At 32.6% G+C, this 18,793-nt stretch carries 13 protein-coding genes; 3 read left to right on the forward strand and 10 right to left on the reverse strand.

Features of this window, described 5'->3' with window-relative positions; genetic code table 11:
- Positions 1-3: 3 nt before the first annotated feature.
- From ACVEGE_RS12490 to lpdA, 3 genes are all read right to left on the reverse strand, one after another.
- A complete protein-coding gene (locus ACVEGE_RS12490) occupies positions 4-1,317 on the reverse strand; it encodes a M16 family metallopeptidase (RefSeq protein WP_173855575.1) in 1,314 nt (437 codons plus the stop codon).
- A gap of 111 nt (positions 1,318-1,428) precedes the next feature.
- Positions 1,429-4,611: a PAS domain-containing sensor histidine kinase gene (locus ACVEGE_RS12495; RefSeq protein ID WP_192500379.1), complete on the reverse strand. Its 3,183-nt coding sequence runs from the start codon at positions 4,609-4,611 to the stop codon at positions 1,429-1,431.
- A 225-nt stretch (positions 4,612-4,836) separates the two neighbouring features.
- Complete coding sequence (gene lpdA, locus ACVEGE_RS12500; RefSeq protein ID WP_173855577.1) at positions 4,837-6,225, reverse strand: dihydrolipoyl dehydrogenase; 1,389 nt, start codon at positions 6,223-6,225, stop codon at positions 4,837-4,839.
- 400 nt (positions 6,226-6,625) lie between these two features.
- Between lpdA and ACVEGE_RS12505 the strand changes: the two genes are divergently transcribed.
- Positions 6,626-7,015, forward strand: a complete 390-nt coding sequence (locus ACVEGE_RS12505) for a response regulator (RefSeq protein WP_173855578.1) — start codon at positions 6,626-6,628, stop codon at positions 7,013-7,015.
- Here ACVEGE_RS12505 and ACVEGE_RS12510 read toward each other — a convergent pair.
- Positions 6,999-8,759 (reverse strand): ABC transporter ATP-binding protein, encoded by a 1,761-nt coding sequence (locus tag ACVEGE_RS12510; protein ID WP_173855579.1) that lies wholly within the window; start codon positions 8,757-8,759, stop codon positions 6,999-7,001. The two genes, ACVEGE_RS12505 and ACVEGE_RS12510, sit on opposite strands and share 17 nt — an antisense overlap.
- 169 nt (positions 8,760-8,928) lie before the next feature.
- Positions 8,929-9,666, reverse strand: a complete 738-nt coding sequence (truA, locus tag ACVEGE_RS12515) for a tRNA pseudouridine(38-40) synthase TruA (RefSeq protein ID WP_192500380.1) — start codon at positions 9,664-9,666, stop codon at positions 8,929-8,931.
- A gap of 153 nt (positions 9,667-9,819) precedes the next feature.
- Between truA and ACVEGE_RS12520 the strand changes: the two genes are divergently transcribed.
- A complete protein-coding gene (locus ACVEGE_RS12520; RefSeq protein WP_192500381.1) occupies positions 9,820-10,317 on the forward strand; it encodes a metallophosphoesterase family protein in 498 nt (165 codons plus the stop codon).
- Here the strand turns inward: ACVEGE_RS12520 and ACVEGE_RS12525 are convergent, their stop codons facing one another.
- The 3 genes from ACVEGE_RS12525 to ACVEGE_RS12535 form a co-directional block, all read right to left on the reverse strand.
- Positions 10,318-12,018: an ATP-binding protein gene (locus tag ACVEGE_RS12525; RefSeq protein ID WP_458008545.1), complete on the reverse strand. Its 1,701-nt coding sequence runs from the start codon at positions 12,016-12,018 to the stop codon at positions 10,318-10,320. It abuts the gene before it with no gap.
- A 38-nt stretch (positions 12,019-12,056) separates the two neighbouring features.
- Positions 12,057-12,719, reverse strand: a complete 663-nt coding sequence (locus ACVEGE_RS12530; protein WP_192499865.1) for a response regulator — start codon at positions 12,717-12,719, stop codon at positions 12,057-12,059.
- A gap of 140 nt (positions 12,720-12,859) precedes the next feature.
- Positions 12,860-13,273, reverse strand: coding sequence for a DUF4293 domain-containing protein (locus ACVEGE_RS12535; RefSeq protein WP_173853208.1), 414 nt, complete (start codon positions 13,271-13,273; stop codon positions 12,860-12,862).
- A gap of 183 nt (positions 13,274-13,456) precedes the next feature.
- On the opposite strand from ACVEGE_RS12535, the gene rho reads away from it, so the two are divergent.
- Positions 13,457-15,190: a transcription termination factor Rho gene (rho, locus tag ACVEGE_RS12540; RefSeq protein WP_192499864.1), complete on the forward strand. Its 1,734-nt coding sequence runs from the start codon at positions 13,457-13,459 to the stop codon at positions 15,188-15,190.
- A 122-nt stretch (positions 15,191-15,312) separates the two neighbouring features.
- On the opposite strand, the gene ACVEGE_RS12545 is transcribed toward rho, so the two are convergent.
- Positions 15,313-16,581 carry an RsmB/NOP family class I SAM-dependent RNA methyltransferase gene (locus ACVEGE_RS12545; protein ID WP_192499863.1) on the reverse strand — a complete coding sequence of 423 codons (1,269 nt, stop codon included), beginning with the start codon at positions 16,579-16,581 and terminating at the stop codon, positions 15,313-15,315.
- 139 nt (positions 16,582-16,720) lie between these two features.
- The gene (locus tag ACVEGE_RS12550) at positions 16,721-18,682 is read right to left on the reverse strand and encodes a KUP/HAK/KT family potassium transporter (protein WP_192499862.1); all 1,962 of its coding nucleotides are present in this window, start codon (positions 18,680-18,682) and stop codon (positions 16,721-16,723) included.
- Between the last annotated feature and the right edge of the window lie 111 nt (positions 18,683-18,793).

The following is an 18,793-nucleotide window of genomic DNA, read 5'->3' on the forward strand; positions in this document are numbered from 1 at the left end:
AAATTAGTTCTCTACATTTGTTTTTAATACACCTACCGTTCTATTGCTTTTTGCAAAATATTTTTGAGCTACCTTTTGAACATCTGCGACAGTGATTTTATTGAAATCAGCGGGCGCATTGAACATTTTTTTGTAATCGCCAAAAAATACTTCGTAAGTACCAATATTTCTAGATTTACCATTAATAGTTTCTACTTGACCGTAAAATTCCATTAATTTCTGGTTTTTGATTTTTTGCAATTCATTTTCGGTAATTCCGTCTTTCTGGATTTTTTCAATCTCAGCGTAGATAGCATTTTCTAAATCACTTTCATTAATATCTTTATTGGCTACAGCATAAATAGAGAATAGTGTTGGGTCAAAACTATCACCATATTCTGTAAAAACTTGTGTTGCTAATTGTTGTTTGTCAACCAATGAAGCGTATAAACGGGAAGAATTCCCGTTAGAAAGTGCTGCACTAAGAATGTTTAAAGCGTAATAATCTTCGTTTTTGGATTCGGGTGTATGGTAACCAATCATTAAGTAAGGTGTAGCCACATCTTTTTGAACCGTTATTCTACGTTCTCCTGTTTGTTTTGGCTCTACGATATGAACTACTGGCGGAGTGGGTTGCGCCGGAATAGGTTCAAAATACTGTTTTGCTAATTTTTTAATTTCCTCAAATTTAACGGCTCCCGAAATTACCACTACACAGTTATTAGGTGCGTAATAAGTCTTAAAATATAGTTCTAAATCTTGTTGGGTCCAGTTTTTCATATCGTCCTCATAACCAATAACTGGCCAGTGATAAGGATGTTCTTGAAAAGCAGTGGCTTGCATTGATTGTGACAAAAGTCTCCATGGGGAGTTTTCAAGACCAGTACTTCTTTCGCTTAACACAACACCTCTTTCGCTTTCAACAACTTTAGGGTCAATACTAAGATTGGCAATACGATCACTTTCTAAATCAAAAATAGTTTCAGTAGCTGAAGCAGGAAACCAATCAGTGTAAACAGTCACGTTTTCAGTAGTATAAGCATTATTTGAGCCACCGTTGAATTCCATTGTGCGGTCAAAAAGTTTTGGTCCGTATTTTTTAGCACCGTTAAACATCATGTGTTCAAAGAAATGAGAAAGCCCGGTGATTCCTTGATGCTCGTTTCTACTACCCACTTTATAAAACAAATACATGTTAGCATTAGGTATAGAGAAGTCTTCAACTACTAGAATTTTCATTCCATTAGTTAGTGTAAATGTTTTCACATCATCTGCTTTCATTTGTCCTTTCATCGAAAAACTGAACAAAATTAGCAACGGAAAGATCATTTTTTTCATAGTACTTAATTTATTTATTGCGAGTTTACCCCGTATTTGCTTATAAAGATATTTATAATTTATATTCTAAACAGCTTAATGTTTTTATAGTGCTCTACAAGTTGTTGTTTATTACTGTATTGGAATAAAAATAGAGAAAACTACTCCTTTATTGATGGCTGATGTTACACTAATAGTACCGTTATGGTTTTCGATTATTTTTTTTACTATGGCTAAGCCAATACCTGTTCCGCTGTATTTTTCTTTTCCACCTAATCGTTGAAAAAGTTCAAATATTTTACTACTGTATTGTTGTTCAAAACCAATTCCGTTGTCTGTATAACGGATGTAGCAATATTGTTTCTCAGCCACTAATGTCTTATTTTCAAAATCCTTTCCCGCTCCAATAGTGCAGTCAATAGTAATTACCGGATATAAATCAGCTCTTGCAAATTTTAAAGAATTACTAATTAGATTGTGTAATAATTGTCTAAACTGAAAAGGAATGATCTTTAAATCACAGGTTTTACCTACCGTTATAACCCCGTTGCTTTGTTGTAACTCTTCCATTAAGTCACCAGTAGTTTCTGCTATAATAGTTGCTAGGTTAATTTCCTCAAATTTTTTATCACTATTATTCGTTCTAGAATATGCTAATAAGTCTTGAATAAGGGTTTGCATTCTATTAGCAGAAGTTTGAATTTTATAGAAATAGTCTTTTCCAAAATCAGAAAGATTGTCTTTTTCTTTATCTATAATTCGTGATGCAAATGTTTGAATTTTACGCAATGGTTCTTGTAAGTCATGACTTGAAATATAGGCAAAAGACTGTAACTCTTTGTTCATATATTCTAAGTCAATATTTTTTTGTTCTAATTCTGCTGTTCTTTCTAAAACTAGTTCCTCAAGTTCATTTGTGAACATTTTTTGATCTTGGATGTCCGTGCTTGTTCCTACCCACATTTGTACATTACCATCTTCGTCTTTTTGAGGAACGGCTCTACTTAATTGCCAGCGGTAAGTTCCGTCATATTTTCTAAAACGATGTTCTATTAAAAAATTATTACCAGTTTTAATAGCATCAGCCCATAACTCAATATTTCGGTCCCGATCATCAGGATGAACAATACCCACCCATCCTTCTTCATTTAGTATTTGTTCTAGTGATAGCCCGGTGAAATCAAATACTGACTGGTTATAATAATTTATATTCCCTGCTGGATCAGATGTCCACACCTGCTGTGGCATAGAATCAGCTAATAATCTAAATTTCTGTTCTCTTTCAAGTAATTGTTGTTGAAAGAAACGTTCCTCAGTAATGTCTCTAATTGTTCCCAATATTTCATTAGGGTTTTTATCTGAGTCATAAAAAACTTTCCCTTTTAGTTCAGCCCAAGAAACTATTCCATTTTCTTTTATAATTCTTGCAACGTAAAAAAGAGCGCCAGTAATATAAGATTTCTCGAAGGCTAATTTTCGGACTTCTAAATCATCTGGATGGAAATTTTTTAATAACTGATCGTGATCTAAATCGCGATGATCATTATATCCTAATATTTCGACACAGCGATCAGAACAAATGGCAGCATTTGTTTTTAAATTATATTGCCAGATTCCAAGTTCACTTGCTTCAATAACAATGTTTAGTTTTTCTTCACTAGCTTCAATTATTTGACGTGCATGTACTTGTTCACTTACATCAATACCTATTGCCATGATGCCATTTACTTTTCCTTCGTCATCATATAACGGCTCATAAGAGAAATCAATATAGATGGTTTCTAGAGCCTTGCCGCGAAGTAATTGAAGCGGTAACTCCTTTGCAGAGAAAGGATTTCCAGTACTGTACACACCGTCTAACATCTCTTTTATTCCTTGAGAAAGAAGTTCAGGCATTGCGTTAAGAAGTGCTTTGTTTAAAACCTCGTTTTCCTCTCTTCCCCACAATTCTAATGCTTTGCTATTGACTATTTCTACAGTATAATTCGCAGCCCGCAAAACTGCAATAGCAATAGGAGCTTGAACAATCATTTGTCTTAAATTCCTCTCGCTTGTTTTTAATTTTTCATCATTTTTTTTGCGTTCCGTAATGTTGGGGCTAACGGTTGCAATACCAATAACTTGATTTGTAACTTGGTCTTTTATTTTAATTCCGTTCCACTGAACCCAAAATGGTTCACCAGTTACTTCATTCCAAAATTGTATTTCGTCATATTCATTATCGATATTAAGAGATTCAGGGAAATTGTTTTTAGCAAATTCTCTTTCTGAGGGAAATATACAATCTATAATTGTACGGCCTTCATAGCCATTCCAACCAAGCATTTTAAGTCCAGCTGGATTAATAAATTGTATGCTAGAATCTATGGCTGTTAATCCTATGTATTCCTCGCTTGCTTCAATTATAGCAATAAGTTTTTGTTTTTCTTTTTCGGCTAGGTGTTTCTTAGTTATGTCTTGTAATGTTCCATTAAAACGAATAGCAACTTTGTCTTGGTTAAACCAAACACGCCCTTTTACTCTAACGATGCGTTCTTTTTTTGTCAGTAAATTTTGAATAGTATAATCAATATTGAATTTCCCGCCAGATTCATATTTTAATGCAGTTTCTATAGCTTCAATAACCCTTGGTTGATCATGAATAGTTATTGCTGATATTGCTTGTATAATCTCTATTTCAGTATCATTAGGAAGGCCAAACCATTCTTTCATGCGGTTGTTAGCAGTAAACTTATTAGTTAGTGGATTTAGATCAAAAGTCCCTAACTCAGTCGCTTCAATAGCAAATTGCAGCTGATCATTACTTTCTTTTAAAGCATCTTCGGCAAGTTTTTTAGTAGTAGTTTCAATTAGTGTAACGAGAATTCCGCCTATTGATCCGTCTTCAACGCGAATAGGACTGTGTGAAAAATCAAAATAACAGTTTTCAATGAAGCCATTTCGATTAAGAGGAAACATCATGTTGTTGCTATCTGTAGAACGAAATGTTTTACCATTGATCACATCTTGAAACATGGGTTCTATTGTGTGCCAAATTTCTGAAAATGTTACTTTACTACTAGTCCCTAATGCTTGTGGATGTTTTAATGTTCCTAGAATAGGACGGTAGGCATCATTATATAATTGAATGTATTCATCGCCCCAAACAATATACATAGGAAAAGGGTTTTCAAGCATAACAGAAACCATTACCTGCAAGCTTTTTGGCCAAAATTCAGGATCTCCTAACGAGGTTTTACTCCAGTCTTTTTTTCGAAATAAGGCTCCCATTTCTCCACCATTATTGAGAAAACTATAATTTTTACTAGTAGGCATGTGTTTTAGACTTTAGAAGTAAATGTATTTTAAAAGAAATAAAGTTGACAATATTTAGACTTTTTACAAAAGTAGTATTCAAAAATATTAAATAAATATTAGACTTAATAGTAAAAAATTAAAGTCTTTCGTTAAACGGTTTATTTGAGATGTTATTATAAATAAAAAAGGCTTCATTTACAACGATTGTCGTAAATGAAGCCTTTTATATTTAGTTAAAAAATCTTACAAGTGGATCACTTCACCATATGCATCAGCAACTGCTTCCATAACCGCTTCACTCATTGTAGGATGAGGGTGTATTGATTTTAAAATCTCATGTCCAGTAGTTTCTAGTTTACGAGCAACAACTGCTTCAGCGATCATATCAGTAACACCAGCACCTATCATGTGGCATCCTAACCATTCACCATATTTAGCATCAAAGATTACTTTTACAAAACCATCAGGAGTTCCTGCAGCTTTCGCTTTTCCTGAAGCAGAGAAAGGGAATTTACCAATTTTTAATTCGTATCCTTTTTCGATTGCTTGTTTTTCAGTTAAACCAACTGAAGCAATTTCTGGAGTAGCATAAGTACAGCCCGGTACGTTTCCATAATCGATAGGTTCTACATGTAATCCTGCAATTTTTTCAACACAGTTGATACCTTCAGCCGAAGCTACATGAGCTAATGCTTGTCCTGGAGTTATATCACCAATAGCGTAATAACCTGGAATATTAGTTTCGTTGTAATCGTTAACTAATATTTTATCTCTATCAGTAGCAATTCCTACTTCTTCTAGACCTATGTTTTCGATGTTAGTTTTGATTCCAACAGCCGATAATAATATTTCAGCTTCTAATTCAACTTCACCTTTAGCCGTTTTTACAAAAGCTTTTACTCCGTCACCAGTAGTATCAATTCTTTCTACAGATGAGTTCGTCATGATTTTAATACCTGCTTTTTTCAAAGAACGCTCCATTTGTTTAGAGATATCTTCATCCTCAACAGGAACAACATTAGGCATAAACTCAACAATAGTAACTTCTGTTCCCATTGAATTATAGAAATGTGCAAACTCAATCCCAATAGCTCCAGAACCTACAATGATCATTGATTTTGGTTGTTTTGCTAATGTCATTGCTTGTCTGTACCCAATCACTTTTACACCATCTTGAGGCAAGTTAGGTAATTCACGAGAGCGAGCTCCAGTTGCAATAATAATATGATCAGCACTGTATTCAGTAACTTTATTATCTTTATCAGTAACGTCAATTTTTTTACCTGGTCTTATTTTTCCAAAACCATCAATAACGTCTATCTTATTTTTTTTCATCAAGAACTGAACTCCTTTGCTCATTGCCTCAGCAACACCACGGCTACGTTGTACAACAGCAGGAAAATCCTTATCAAATGATGAAACAGTCAATCCGTAATCAGAAGCATGTTTAAGATAATCAAAAACTTGAGCTGATTTTAATAATGCTTTGGTTGGGATACAACCCCAGTTTAAACATACACCACCTAAGTTCTCTTTTTCAATTATGGCAACTTTAAACCCTAATTGCGATGCTCTAATGGCAGTAACGTATCCACCTGGACCACTTCCTAAAACAATGATATCGTATTTCATTTTTATAAGTTTTCTAAATTAATTGATTTGGCGAATTTAAGGAATTATTCTCTTTCTTAAAACATAAATAAAGTTAATACTACTTTTTTTTAATAAATAGCAGTAGTTGACTGATGTTGTAGTTCTTACAGCGCATTTTTAAGGGGGTGTTTTGAGATTTATTGCGTTTTAAAAATAGTTTTGTTAAGTGATTATTTATTTACCGCAAATAAGTTATAATTATAACGGACTGTTGCAATTTTTTAACAATAATGAAGTTATAATACTTAGTCGTTAAGTATTATTCTTGTTTAGAGGAGTGGTTTTAAGAAATTTTAGTTGAGTTATATTGTTTGTGTAATTCAAATAAAATTTTAAAATCATTATTATATACGGAAGAGCTGTTTCTAAAAATAAAAAAATGTCCAAATCAATTTTACTAGTAGATGATGATCATATCGCCAATTTCGTTAATTCAAAAATGATTTTGAAAAACGGTATATGTGACTCAGTTGCTTCAAAAATTTGTGGACGTGAAGCCCTGAGTTATTTGTATGATGATAATAATGTACCGTCTTTAATTATTTTAGATGTAAACATGCCTCAAATGACAGGATTTGATTTTTTAGACCAATATTATAGCTACGGATTCAATAAAAACAAGACCAGCATTATGATGCTTAGCTCTTCATTTTTAGATCAAGATAAAACCACTGCCAAAAAATACGACAAAGTGGTGCAATTCTTAACTAAACCGTTAAATGAAAAAACCTTGCAGGAAATAGCCACTCTAATTAATTTGGTTTCGTGACGCTAAACTGCGAGTCATACAAATTCTTATAGTATCCAGATTCTTTATTTACTAATTCTTGGTGCGTTCCTTGTTCTACAATTAGCCCTTTATCCATTACTACAATTTTATCGGCATTTATAATTGTTGCTAATCTATGCGCAATTACAATAGAGGTTCTTCCTTGCGTAATAGTTTCGGTGGCACGTTGTATTAATTCTTCAGAATAGGTATCGATTGATGATGTAGCTTCATCTAGAATTAAAATACTTGGGTTACTAACATATGCTCTTAAAAAAGCAATCAATTGGCGTTGGCCTGATGATAACATCACCCCACGCTCTTTAACATCAAAATCATAATTATCAGGCAAACTCATAATAAAATCGTGAACGCCTATTTCTTTGGCAGCAGCCAAAACATCGTCTCGAGTAATATCCGGATTATGAAGCGTAATATTGTTGTAAATAGTATCAGCGAATAGAAATACGTCTTGCAAGACTACAGCAATTTGCTTACGCAAAGATCCTAAAGTATAATTTTCAATATTATGACCGTCAATAAAAATGGTTCCGCTATTGATTTCGTAAAAGCGATTTAATAAATTGATAATCGTAGATTTTCCAGCGCCTGTCGAACCAACGATTGCTACCGTTTGTCCCGCTTTTACTTCTAAATCGATTCCTTTAATGACTTCTTCATCTGGAATATAGCTAAAATGAACATCTTTAAAACTAATATTTCCATCAAAAATAGGTGCTTCTAGAGTTCCTGTATCTTGTGTTTGATCTTTAGTATCAATAATGTCAAATACGCGATTTGCAGCAATCATTCCCAATTGCATTTCATTAAATTTGTCAGCAATTTGGCGTAATGGGTTAAACAGCATTCCAATAAACATGGTGTATGAAAACAAATCACCAAAAGTCGTAAATGTATCACCATTCAAAATCTTTATTCCGCCATAAAGCACAATAAAACCTAAAGTTAATGACGAAATTATGTCAGCAATTGGAAAAAATATTGAGTTGTATAAAATGGTTTTTATCCAGGCTTTTTTATGTTTGTTGTTGATTTCCATGAATTTATCGGCTTCGATATTTTCACGGTTAAACAATTGCACAATTTTCATTCCCGTAACGCGCTCTTGTACAAAGGAGTTCATATTGGCAATTTGGTTTCTAACCTCTTCAAAAGCAACTTGCATTTTACGCTGAAAAATTCGAGTGATAAAAACTAATATTGGCATAGCCACAATAACAATCCAAGTCAGTTTCCAGTTCATGTAGAACATAAAAATAAGCACCACTAGCATTTTCATTAAGTCACTAATGATCATAAATAATCCTTGGCTAAAAATACGTGCAATCGACTCAATGTCAGACACTGATCGCGTTACTAGTTGCCCTACGGGAACTAAATCAAAATACTTCATTCTAAAACTCAAAATGTGTTTGAATAATTTAATTCTGATGTCTTTAACAATATCTTGTCCCAGCCAGTTTGCCCAATAAACAAAGTAAAACTGCGAGAAAACCTCACATAAAAGTACAATTCCCATCAAGGTGATGTAAAATAAAAGTCCTTTTGCGTCCTCTGTTTGAATGTACCCGTCAACGGTTTGCTTTAATAAATAGGGGCGAAGTGCTGCAAATATCGATAGTGAAATTGCAAATATGATAACGCCATTAAAACGCCATTGATACGGCTTTGTATATTGTAATATTCGTTTAAATAAACGAGTGTCAAATGCTTTTGCTTTCATTTTTTTTAGGCTGAATTTAGTTCAGTTTTTTCAGGAGCTTAATCCTGCTGTTCATTACAATCTTAACCGCCAAACACTGGCGTTTAAGGATTTCCATTGCCATCAGGGCTAAGGATGTATTTGTTTTTAGAATATTTAGATTTATAATTAAATATTCTTCTTTTTAATACTAATTAATATAATCATAATCAATCTCAGTTAGATACAAACCATGAGCAGGTACTGAAAATCCTGCTTTGTCTCTATTTTTACTAATAATAATTGCTTCAAAATCATCTAATGTAATTTTGTGTAAACCTATGTTAACAAGTGTGCCTACAATAGCGCGTACCATATTTCTTAAAAAACGATTTGCTGATATTATAAATATTAATTTGTTGTTTTCTTGTTTCCAGCTAGCTTCATAAATAGTACAATCAAAAGTATTAACATCTGTATTAACTTTTGAAAAACACTGAAAATCAGAATGGCTCAATAATTTATTTGCAGCTGCATTCATTAATTCTATATCTAGTTTTTGATGAAAATACCAACTCTGCTCTTGTAAAAAAGCATCTTTAAAAACATTGATATGGTATTCGTATGTTCGTTGTGTTGCATCAAAACGACAATGCGCAGCATCATGAACATGAATTAAATCATAGATAACAATGTCTTTAGGCAGGTAAGCATTAAGCTTGTGTACTAATTTTTGAACATCAAGCGGACTCTCAAAATCAAAATGAGCATACATTAACTTTGCATGAACACCAGTATCAGTACGACCTGCTCCCATAATTGCTATGGCAGAATTTAGTAATACAGATAAGGCTTTGTTTAAAGTTTCCTGAATCGAAGATGCGTTAGGCTGGTATTGCCAACCGTGATAAAGGGTTCCGTTGTAAGCTAATTTTATAAAATATCTCAAGATAATAGATTCGCAAATTTTTAAAAGAACAAAGGTACAAAGTTTTTATGTTGAGAAAAGGTTAAATGTGTAAGTTATGATGGCAAGTTTTGATTTTTATTAAGTAAACAAAGTACCTTTGTGTTCTTCAAATTATAATAGTAAGTTACTAGAATGAAAAAAATACTGCTGCTTTCGGATACGCATAGCCACATTGACGACACTATTTTAAAGTATGTAGCACAAGCTGACGAGGTTTGGCATGCAGGTGATATAGGAGATTTATCAGTTACTGATACTATTAAAAAACTAAAACCATTACGAGCAGTTTATGGAAATATAGATGATGATAAAGCAAGATTAGAATTCCCGTTACACAATCGCTTTATGTGTGAAGGTGTTGATGTGTGGATTACGCATATAGGAGGTTATCCAGGCAAGTATAGTCCTAATATTAAAAACGAAATAGCATCGAACCCGCCTAAATTATTTATTTGCGGACATTCTCATATTTTGAAAGTGATGTTTGATAAAAAAAATAATTTGCTACACATGAATCCGGGTGCTTGCGGTAAAAGTGGTTTTCATCAAGTGCGCACCATGCTTCGGTTTGTAATTGATGGTGAGGCTATAAAAGAATTAGAAATTATCGAAATCGAAAAACGTGCCTAGTTACGATTTGTAAATAATAGGCGTTTTAATCTTAATTTTAGTACCGTTATTTTCACTAGAGATAATTTTTATTTCTCCGTGAATGTTGTTGATACGAGCACGAATTTGGTTTAAACCAAAACCTTCTTTCGAATTAAATTTGACATTGTTAAATCCTTTTCCGTTATCTTCAATATGAATAATTAGTTTTCCTTCTTTCTCTTCAATATTGATTTGTGCGAGTGTTGCTTCACTGTGTTTGATGATGTTATTAAACAGCTCAGCTATAATGAAATACATTTTCATTTCGAATGCATCTTTATAACGTGTTTTGTCGTCAACTGAACTAGAATACTTAAACTGTATAACCGAATTTGAGTTTTTTTCGCACAAATCTTTCAGTGAAAAGTAAAGTCCAAAACGCGCTAACAGAGAGGGGATGAGTTGGTGTGATAAATCACGTACTTTATCGTGAGCTTCTTTTAGTAAACTTCGGGTTTTAGTAATCTCTTCGGATGTAATTGCATTTTTTGACGTAAAAACACTCAAGTGTAGTCCTGCTGATGATAATATTGCACTTATGTCATCATGTAAAAAAGCGGCTATTTTTTTTCTTTCTATCTCTTGTCCGTTTACAGAGGCGTTGTAAATGTTTTCTTGAATTTTTGTTTGTACGTCTTTTAATTTGTTTTTCTGTTTTAGTCGAATATTTTGAGTAAAAAAGTAAAAAATGATAATGATAAAAAGCAGTAAGGCAATGATAATTGTACTAATTCGTTTGTTTTTAGACTGTTTCTCTATCAGTACCTGTTCTTTTGTTTTGTACTTGTCTTCAATGTCGTCTATCTCTCTCTTATATTCATCTATTTCTAAGTTTATACCCGCAATATTTGCCTTCTTAATTTTTTCTTCGTTGTTTATTTCAGTTGTTAACGAGTTAAATTTACATAGGTTGATGTAGGCATTTTTATAATCACCATTTTTCAATAAAAAACGGGAGTATTCTTGATATGAAAAAGACAAATCTGATTTTTCATCCTCTGCTATACCTAGTTTTATAGCGGTCTTAAAAAAAGTAGTTGCCTTTTGGTTGTTATTTTGATGGCTGTAATACATTCCGTTGAGCATGTTTAGAGCAACAACAGTGGTTTGGTCTCCATATTTACTATGGTACTTGTTAATGTATTGTAGGTATGGGTATCCTTTTTCGTAATTTCCTATGTCAAAATAAGCCCAAGCAATGTTTAAATTGGTAAAAACCAGCTGTGCTGAATCTCCTATTTTAGTACTATATTCAAGAGATTTTTTATAATAATAAATTCCGGTAACATATTCTTTTTTATCAAAACAATATATGTTTCCTAAGTTATTGTAAAGCCAGTTTTTTAACTCGTCATTATCAGTTCTGTCAGCATAAATTAGTCCTTTTTTATAGTAAAAATACGCTTTTTCAAATTCGGCTATTCCATCAAAGTTAGCCGCAATTATATTGTAGCATCTAGCAATCAATAAATCATCATTAATGTCAATTGCTTTTGTTAAAGCTATTCGAGATACGACTAATGATTTTTCATATTTCTCGTTTATCATCAATTCCGTAGCTTGATTGGCTAGTTTTCGGATCTCTATATTCGCATCTTCTGGGACTTGAGAGACAATGGTGTTGCTAAATGATAGTGAGAGTAGAAGTAATAAGAGTATGTAGTGTTTTTTTTGAAACATAAAAACGGCAGTTGATAGCGTAAAAATGAATTAGGCTTTTAGGATTTAATTAATTTATTTTTAATTGCGTATTTAACTAAGCTAATGGTATTTTTAGCTTTTAGTTTCTTCATGATATTCTTTCGGTGTGTTTCAACAGTATTACTACTAATAAACAAGTGTTCGCTGATTTCTTTACCACTATATTCTAGAGCAATTAAAGTGATTACTTCTATTTCACGTTCTGTTAACAAGGCAAGTGCATTAGACTTATTTTTGTTAAGTTTGCTGTTGTCTTTAGTAGCAGTATTGAATATTTTTTCTCTAACGGTATCACAAAAATATTCTTGTCCGTTATTGACAAATTGTATTGCTTCAACAATACTTTCACCTGCGCATTGTTTTGTTAGATAGCCACTAGCGCCCAGTTTCATAACTTCCTTAATGATTTTTAAGTCATCATAGCTTGATAATACAATTACTTTACAAGGAAAGCCTTTAGCGCTAAATTCCTTCATGACTTCAATACCATCTTTATTGGGCATACTAATGTCTAGAACTAGAATGTGAGATTTGTTGTTTGTTACTTCTTCAAAAATGGTATTTCCATCTAAAGAAAAACCTACAACCTCAAAGTTTTCTACTGTATTCAGTAGTGTTTTCATTCCGTCAATAAGTACTTGATGATCGTCAGCAAGGTGAATCCGAATTTTTTCTTCCATTTTTGTAGTTAACTTAATCCAAATTTATAAAAAAAATGTTAATAGCGTCTTAAAAGTTATTATAATTAAATTTAGTCCACAAAAAAACCCGAATAATTACATTCGGGTTTCCTTCGCACTAATAAACTAAGTTTATAGGTTTATCTCAATCTATCCACAGATTTTACAAGATCTTCATCCTTTTTGATGGCCTTATTAGCTAAAACTAATAACACGATAGCAACAATAGGTAGAAACATCCCAATACCTTTCTCAGAAACATTAACTGCTTCTCCAGATATATTTAGTGAACGATATACAAATAATCCTAATAAAATTAAATTTAATATTATATTCAATCTGCCTAATACAAATTGATGTTGTCTTTTTTTATAAGAAACAATACTAATCACAGTCATTGCAGTACTAAAACCAAATAACACAGCGTAAACTTGATTAAGCATAAAGTAAAAATCATGTCCATTGTCTAATTTCCATAAAGGAAAAACGAAGGGCAATACTCCAGTTGCAATAAAAGCAAGGATTAAATATACTGTTTGTAATCTCTGTATCATTTTATTTATTTGTTTTACAAAAATATATTTTCTTTTTTAAAAATACTATTGTATCATTAAATTTTATTCGTATTATTGCATAACAATACCGTAAGCACTTCATACTGCGGTCAGTTCAAAATAAAAAAAATGCTATCAAGTCTTTTATAGTATTTCCAAATTAATTAAATTCAAAGAACATTCATGTTTGATATTTCTGCATTAAAAGAAATGAAGCTTTCTGAGCTTCAACAAATAGCTAAAGCAGCTAAAACAATAAAGTTTAATGGTGTTAAAAAGGAGATCTTAATTGGTCAAATTTTAGACTATCAAAAAACCAATGTTGAAACAGCATCAGAGAGTAAAAAGGAAGATGTTGCTTTGGATGAAAAACCAAAAAGATCTCGTATAACTACTACAGATGAACCTCTAGCGGCTAAACCGAAAGCGAAAATAGTTAGCGCCAAGAAAATTATTGAGTCTGCGGGGCAAGATAATATTGAAGTTGCTAAGGAAACGGAACTAAAATTAGATCTTGAAGAACCTAGTGAAGAAAAAGTAGTTGAGAAAAAAGTTGGCAAAATTGTAAAATTTAGTAAGTCGGCTTATGAGAAAAAAATTGCTTTAAAAAAGAATAAAGAAGAGGTGTCTAACGAACCAGCCAATGAGAAAGAAGTTGCAATAGATACCCCAACTACTGATACTGCAGTAACTGAAACTGCTGCTCCTGCCAAAAAAATAAATCCAAATCAGTTAAATAAACAAAATCAAAACCCAAACTTCAAAAACAAGAAGAATAATTTTAGGGATTCGGATTTTGAATTTGACGGAATAATAGAAAGTGAAGGAGTTCTTGAAATGATGCCTGATGGTTATGGTTTCTTACGTTCTTCTGATTATAATTATTTAGCTTCTCCAGATGATATTTATTTATCAACGTCTCAAATTCGTTTATTTGGACTGAAAACAGGGGATACAGTAAAAGGAGTAGTGCGTCCTCCAAAAGAAGGGGAGAAGTTTTTTCCTTTAGTTAAGGTTTTGAAAATAAACGGACACGATCCTCAAGTTGTTCGTGATCGTGTTTCATTTGAACACCTAACACCGGTCTTTCCTTCTGAAAAATTTAATCTTGCTGATAGACAAAGCACCATTTCAACTCGTATCATCGATTTGTTTTCTCCAATAGGAAAAGGACAACGTGGTATGATTGTAGCACAACCAAAAACGGGTAAAACCATGTTGTTGAAAGAAATAGCAAACGCAATTGCAGCTAATCACCCTGAGGTTTATTTATTAGTTTTATTAATAGATGAGCGTCCTGAGGAGGTTACAGATATGCAACGTAGTGTACGTGGTGAGGTAATTGCTTCTACATTTGATAGAGAACCGCAAGAACACGTGAAAATTGCAAACATTGTGCTTGAAAAAGCAAAACGTTTAGTAGAGTGTGGTCATGATGTTGTGATTTTATTAGACTCAATTACACGTTTAGCTAGAGCTTATAATACAGTACAGCCAGCGTCTGGAAAGGTATTAAGTGGTGGAGTAGATGCTAATGCATTGCAAAAACCTAAACGTTTCTTTGGAGCTGCTCGTAATGTAGAAAATGGAGGTTCATTAAGTATTATTGCTACAGCATTAACTGAAACGGGTTCTAAAATGGATGAAGTTATCTTTGAGGAATTCAAAGGAACTGGAAACATGGAGTTACAATTAGATAGAAAAATTGCTAACAAACGTATTTTTCCAGCTATTGATTTAACTTCTTCTAGTACGCGTCGTGATGATTTATTATTAGATGAAAATACGCTACACAGAATGTGGATTATGAGAAAATACCTTGCCGATATGAATCCTGTTGAGGCAATGAGTTTTATAAACGATCGTTTTAGAAAAACAAGAAATAATGAAGAGTTTTTAATCTCAATGAACGATTAGGCTAAGAATAAAATAGAATAAGGAACATAGATTCGTTTATTTTCTAACAAAAAAAATCCTCGAAAGTAGTGTAAACTATTTCGAGGATTTTTTTTTAACTATTTGGTAGTAATGCTATGTTCTTATTCTTCTTTTTTTATTTCTTTTACAGCTTTCACTTCTTTAGGTTTTATTACCTCTTCTTTTCTTTCTAAAAGTGCCATGTAGAATCCATCAAAACCAGATTCATGAGCAAGAATTTTTTGATCTTTAATAAAAGTAAATTCTTTTCCAATATCTGTAGTTAAAAATTTAGCTATCTGATCTTGATTTTCAGATGGCAATACTGAACATGTTGCATAAACTAATTTCCCGCCTGGTTTTACAATTTTAGAATAGCTCTCTAAAACTTCGGCCTGTATTTTACGAATATTGTCAATAAACTCAGGTTGTAATTTCCATTTAGCATCTGGGTTTCTTTTTAAAACTCCAAGGCCACTACAAGGTGCGTCAATAAGTACACGATCAGCTCTCTGATGTAACTTCTTGATAATTTTTGTACTATCAATAATTCGGTATTCGATATTGAAAGCACCATCACGTTTTGCTCTTATCTTTAATTGCTTTAATTTACTTTCATATAAATCCATAGCAATCAACTGCCCTTTGTTTTCCATTAAAGCGGCAATGTGCAATGTTTTTCCTCCAGCACCTGCACAAGTATCTACTACACGCATACCTGGTTTTACGTCAAGGTAAGCAGCAACAAGTTGTGAGTTGGCATCTTGAACTTCAAAGAAACCTTGTTTAAAGGCATCTGTCATAAATACATTCGCTCTTTCTTTAAGTACTAATGCGTCTGGTTGATTTTCTAAAACATCCGTATCAATGTCTAAATCCATTAAGATTGCTCTTAATTCTGCTTTAGTAGTCTTTAAAGTGTTCACTCTCAAAATAACTTTTGCAGGTTGGTTTTGTGCAGCGATTTCTTTTGACCACACTTTTTCTCCTAATTCTTTTACACCTACTTCATCCATCCAGTCAGGAATAGATTCTTTAAGTGTTCTTATTTTAGAAAGCTCGTCAAAACGGCCTTTTATTTTTCTTTCAGGTGTTCCTTCTAATTGTCTCCAATCAGGAATAGGGTAGCCTCTAAGTACTGCCCATACAGAAAACATTCTCCAGATGTTGTCTCTGTCAAATGGCTCTTTTACTTCTGCAATTTCTGCATATAAACGTTTCCATCTTACTATTTCGTAAATGGTTTCGGCAACAAACTTTCTGTCAGAACTTCCCCAACGTTTGTCTTTTTTTAAAGCTCTTGCAACTACTTTATCGGCATATTCTCCTTCATTAAATATTGCATTTAAGGAATCTATAGTAGTGTAAACTAAATTTCTGTGTAATCTCATTTTTATTAATTGAGGTGCAAAGGTAGTATTAATTGATTGAAAGATAAATTTTTAATAATGAATGTTAGCTTTATATTTTCATTATCAAAAAAAAACACTGTAGTATTACAGTGTTTTTCTTAATTTATTGAAAACCGAACTATTTAATTCGGGTTAATCCTATATTTTCAGGTGCATGTAACACCATTGGGAATTTTTCTATTTTTACAGAACTACTGTCTAATCCAAAAGCACTTTCTTCGGATAAACTGAATTTCTTGATTAAGAAATAAGAATTCATGATGATTTTTTCATGCCAACTCATATCACTATCGTTTGAAAGGAATTTTTCGGATAGTACAAATTTAAAGTCGCCAATAATATTATTTTTATTTAAAGATTCATAACGACTCGTGATATCTACTTCTCCTTTTTTAACCATATCCTTAATTACTTCCTTGAACATTAAGTTGATTTTAGTGGGTTCTCTAAATCCTAAATTAAAATCTACACGGTATAAATCGTCTTTAAGAATTTCAGTTACTTTATATTCTGTTTTATAAGGCTCACTTAAAATATTAACGTGAACAAACCAATATATGTCAGCTCTTTTGGGTCTTTTTTGTAAAATAGAATACATTACTTTTTCCTCAATTTCATCGACACGATTAGCATTGGTCATGTAAACTAAATGCGTAGCATATTTTGGTATAGATAAATCAGCACTTAATTCCATCAGTACTTTTTTATAATCGGCAATCTTAACGATTCGAGTATAGTTTTTACTAATTTTCTTAGCTAGGTACCAGGTAGTCATAACTGAAATTAACATCAATGCTATTATCAAGGTTACATAACCTCCATCAGCAAATTTGGTGATATTGGCTGCTAAGAAACTCAATTCAATTGCTAGATAAACCGTAATCAAAGGGATGATGAAGTATAATTTTACCCTTTTCATGATTAAATAAAAATTAAGTAAAATGGTAGTCATGATCATGCATAAAATAATTGCTAAACCATAGGCATGTTCCATGTTGCTAGATTCTTCAAAATGCAATACAATACCCACACAACCAATAAATAATAACCAGTTAATGGATGGTATGTATAATTGTCCCTTTACTTCAGTAGGGTATTTAATTCTTACTTTAGGCCAAAAGTTCAATCTCATTGCCTCATTAATTAAAGTAAATGAACCACTAATAAGTGCTTGAGAAGCAATTACAGCAGCAAGCGTAGAAATCACAATTCCGATAGGTTGAAACCAGCTAGCCATGATAAGATAAAACGGATTCCCATTTGATCCTCCTAATGACTGCAATGTTTCGCCTTCGTGTTGTATTAAGTAAGCTGCTTGACCAAAATAATTCAATACTAAAGCTGTTTTTACAAAAATCCAACTGATACGAATATTTTTTCGACCACAATGCCCCATGTCAGAATATAATGCCTCAGCACCAGTGGTACAAAGGAATACAAATCCCAATACAAAAAAACCTTCGGGGTGAATAGCTAATAAGTGGTAAGCGTAGTAAGGGTTGAATGCTTTAAAAACTTCTGGAAATTTTGCAATTTGGATGACTCCAAGAACTCCTAGCATACTAAACCAAACCAGCATCATAGGTGCGAAAAATTTCCCTACAAGTTTGGTTCCAAATTGCTGTATTGTAAACAGGACAAATAAAATCCCTATTACGATAGGAACGGTATTGATACTAGGGTAGTAGGTTCTAATTCCTTCTACTGCCGAAGATACAGATATGGGAGGGGTAATAATTCCGTCAGCAAGTAATGCACTTCCACCAATTATGGCGGGGACAATAAGCCATTTAATTTTTGTTTTTTTGACTAATGCATATAATGCAAAGATTCCGCCTTCTCCATGATTATCAGCGCTTAATGTGATAATTACATATTTTATAGTCGTTTGTAAGGTCAGTGTCCAGAAAACTGCAGAAATACCTCCTAAAACAACATCGGCTGTAATTATACTTTCGCCAAGTATGGCTTTCATTACGTACAGTGGCGAGGTACCAATATCTCCGTATATTATTCCTAATGTAATTAATAAACCACCTAAGGTTAATTTGGAATGCAAGTTTTTGTGCGAGGTGCTCATTTGCTAAAATTAAAATAACGGGTCAAATTTACTCTTTTTAAATAAATTAAGAGGCTTTATTTAAAAAAAGACAAAAAAAAACACGGCTATATTTAACCGTGTTTTAATGTA

Source organism: Flavobacterium sp. PL002, from assembly GCF_054165825.1.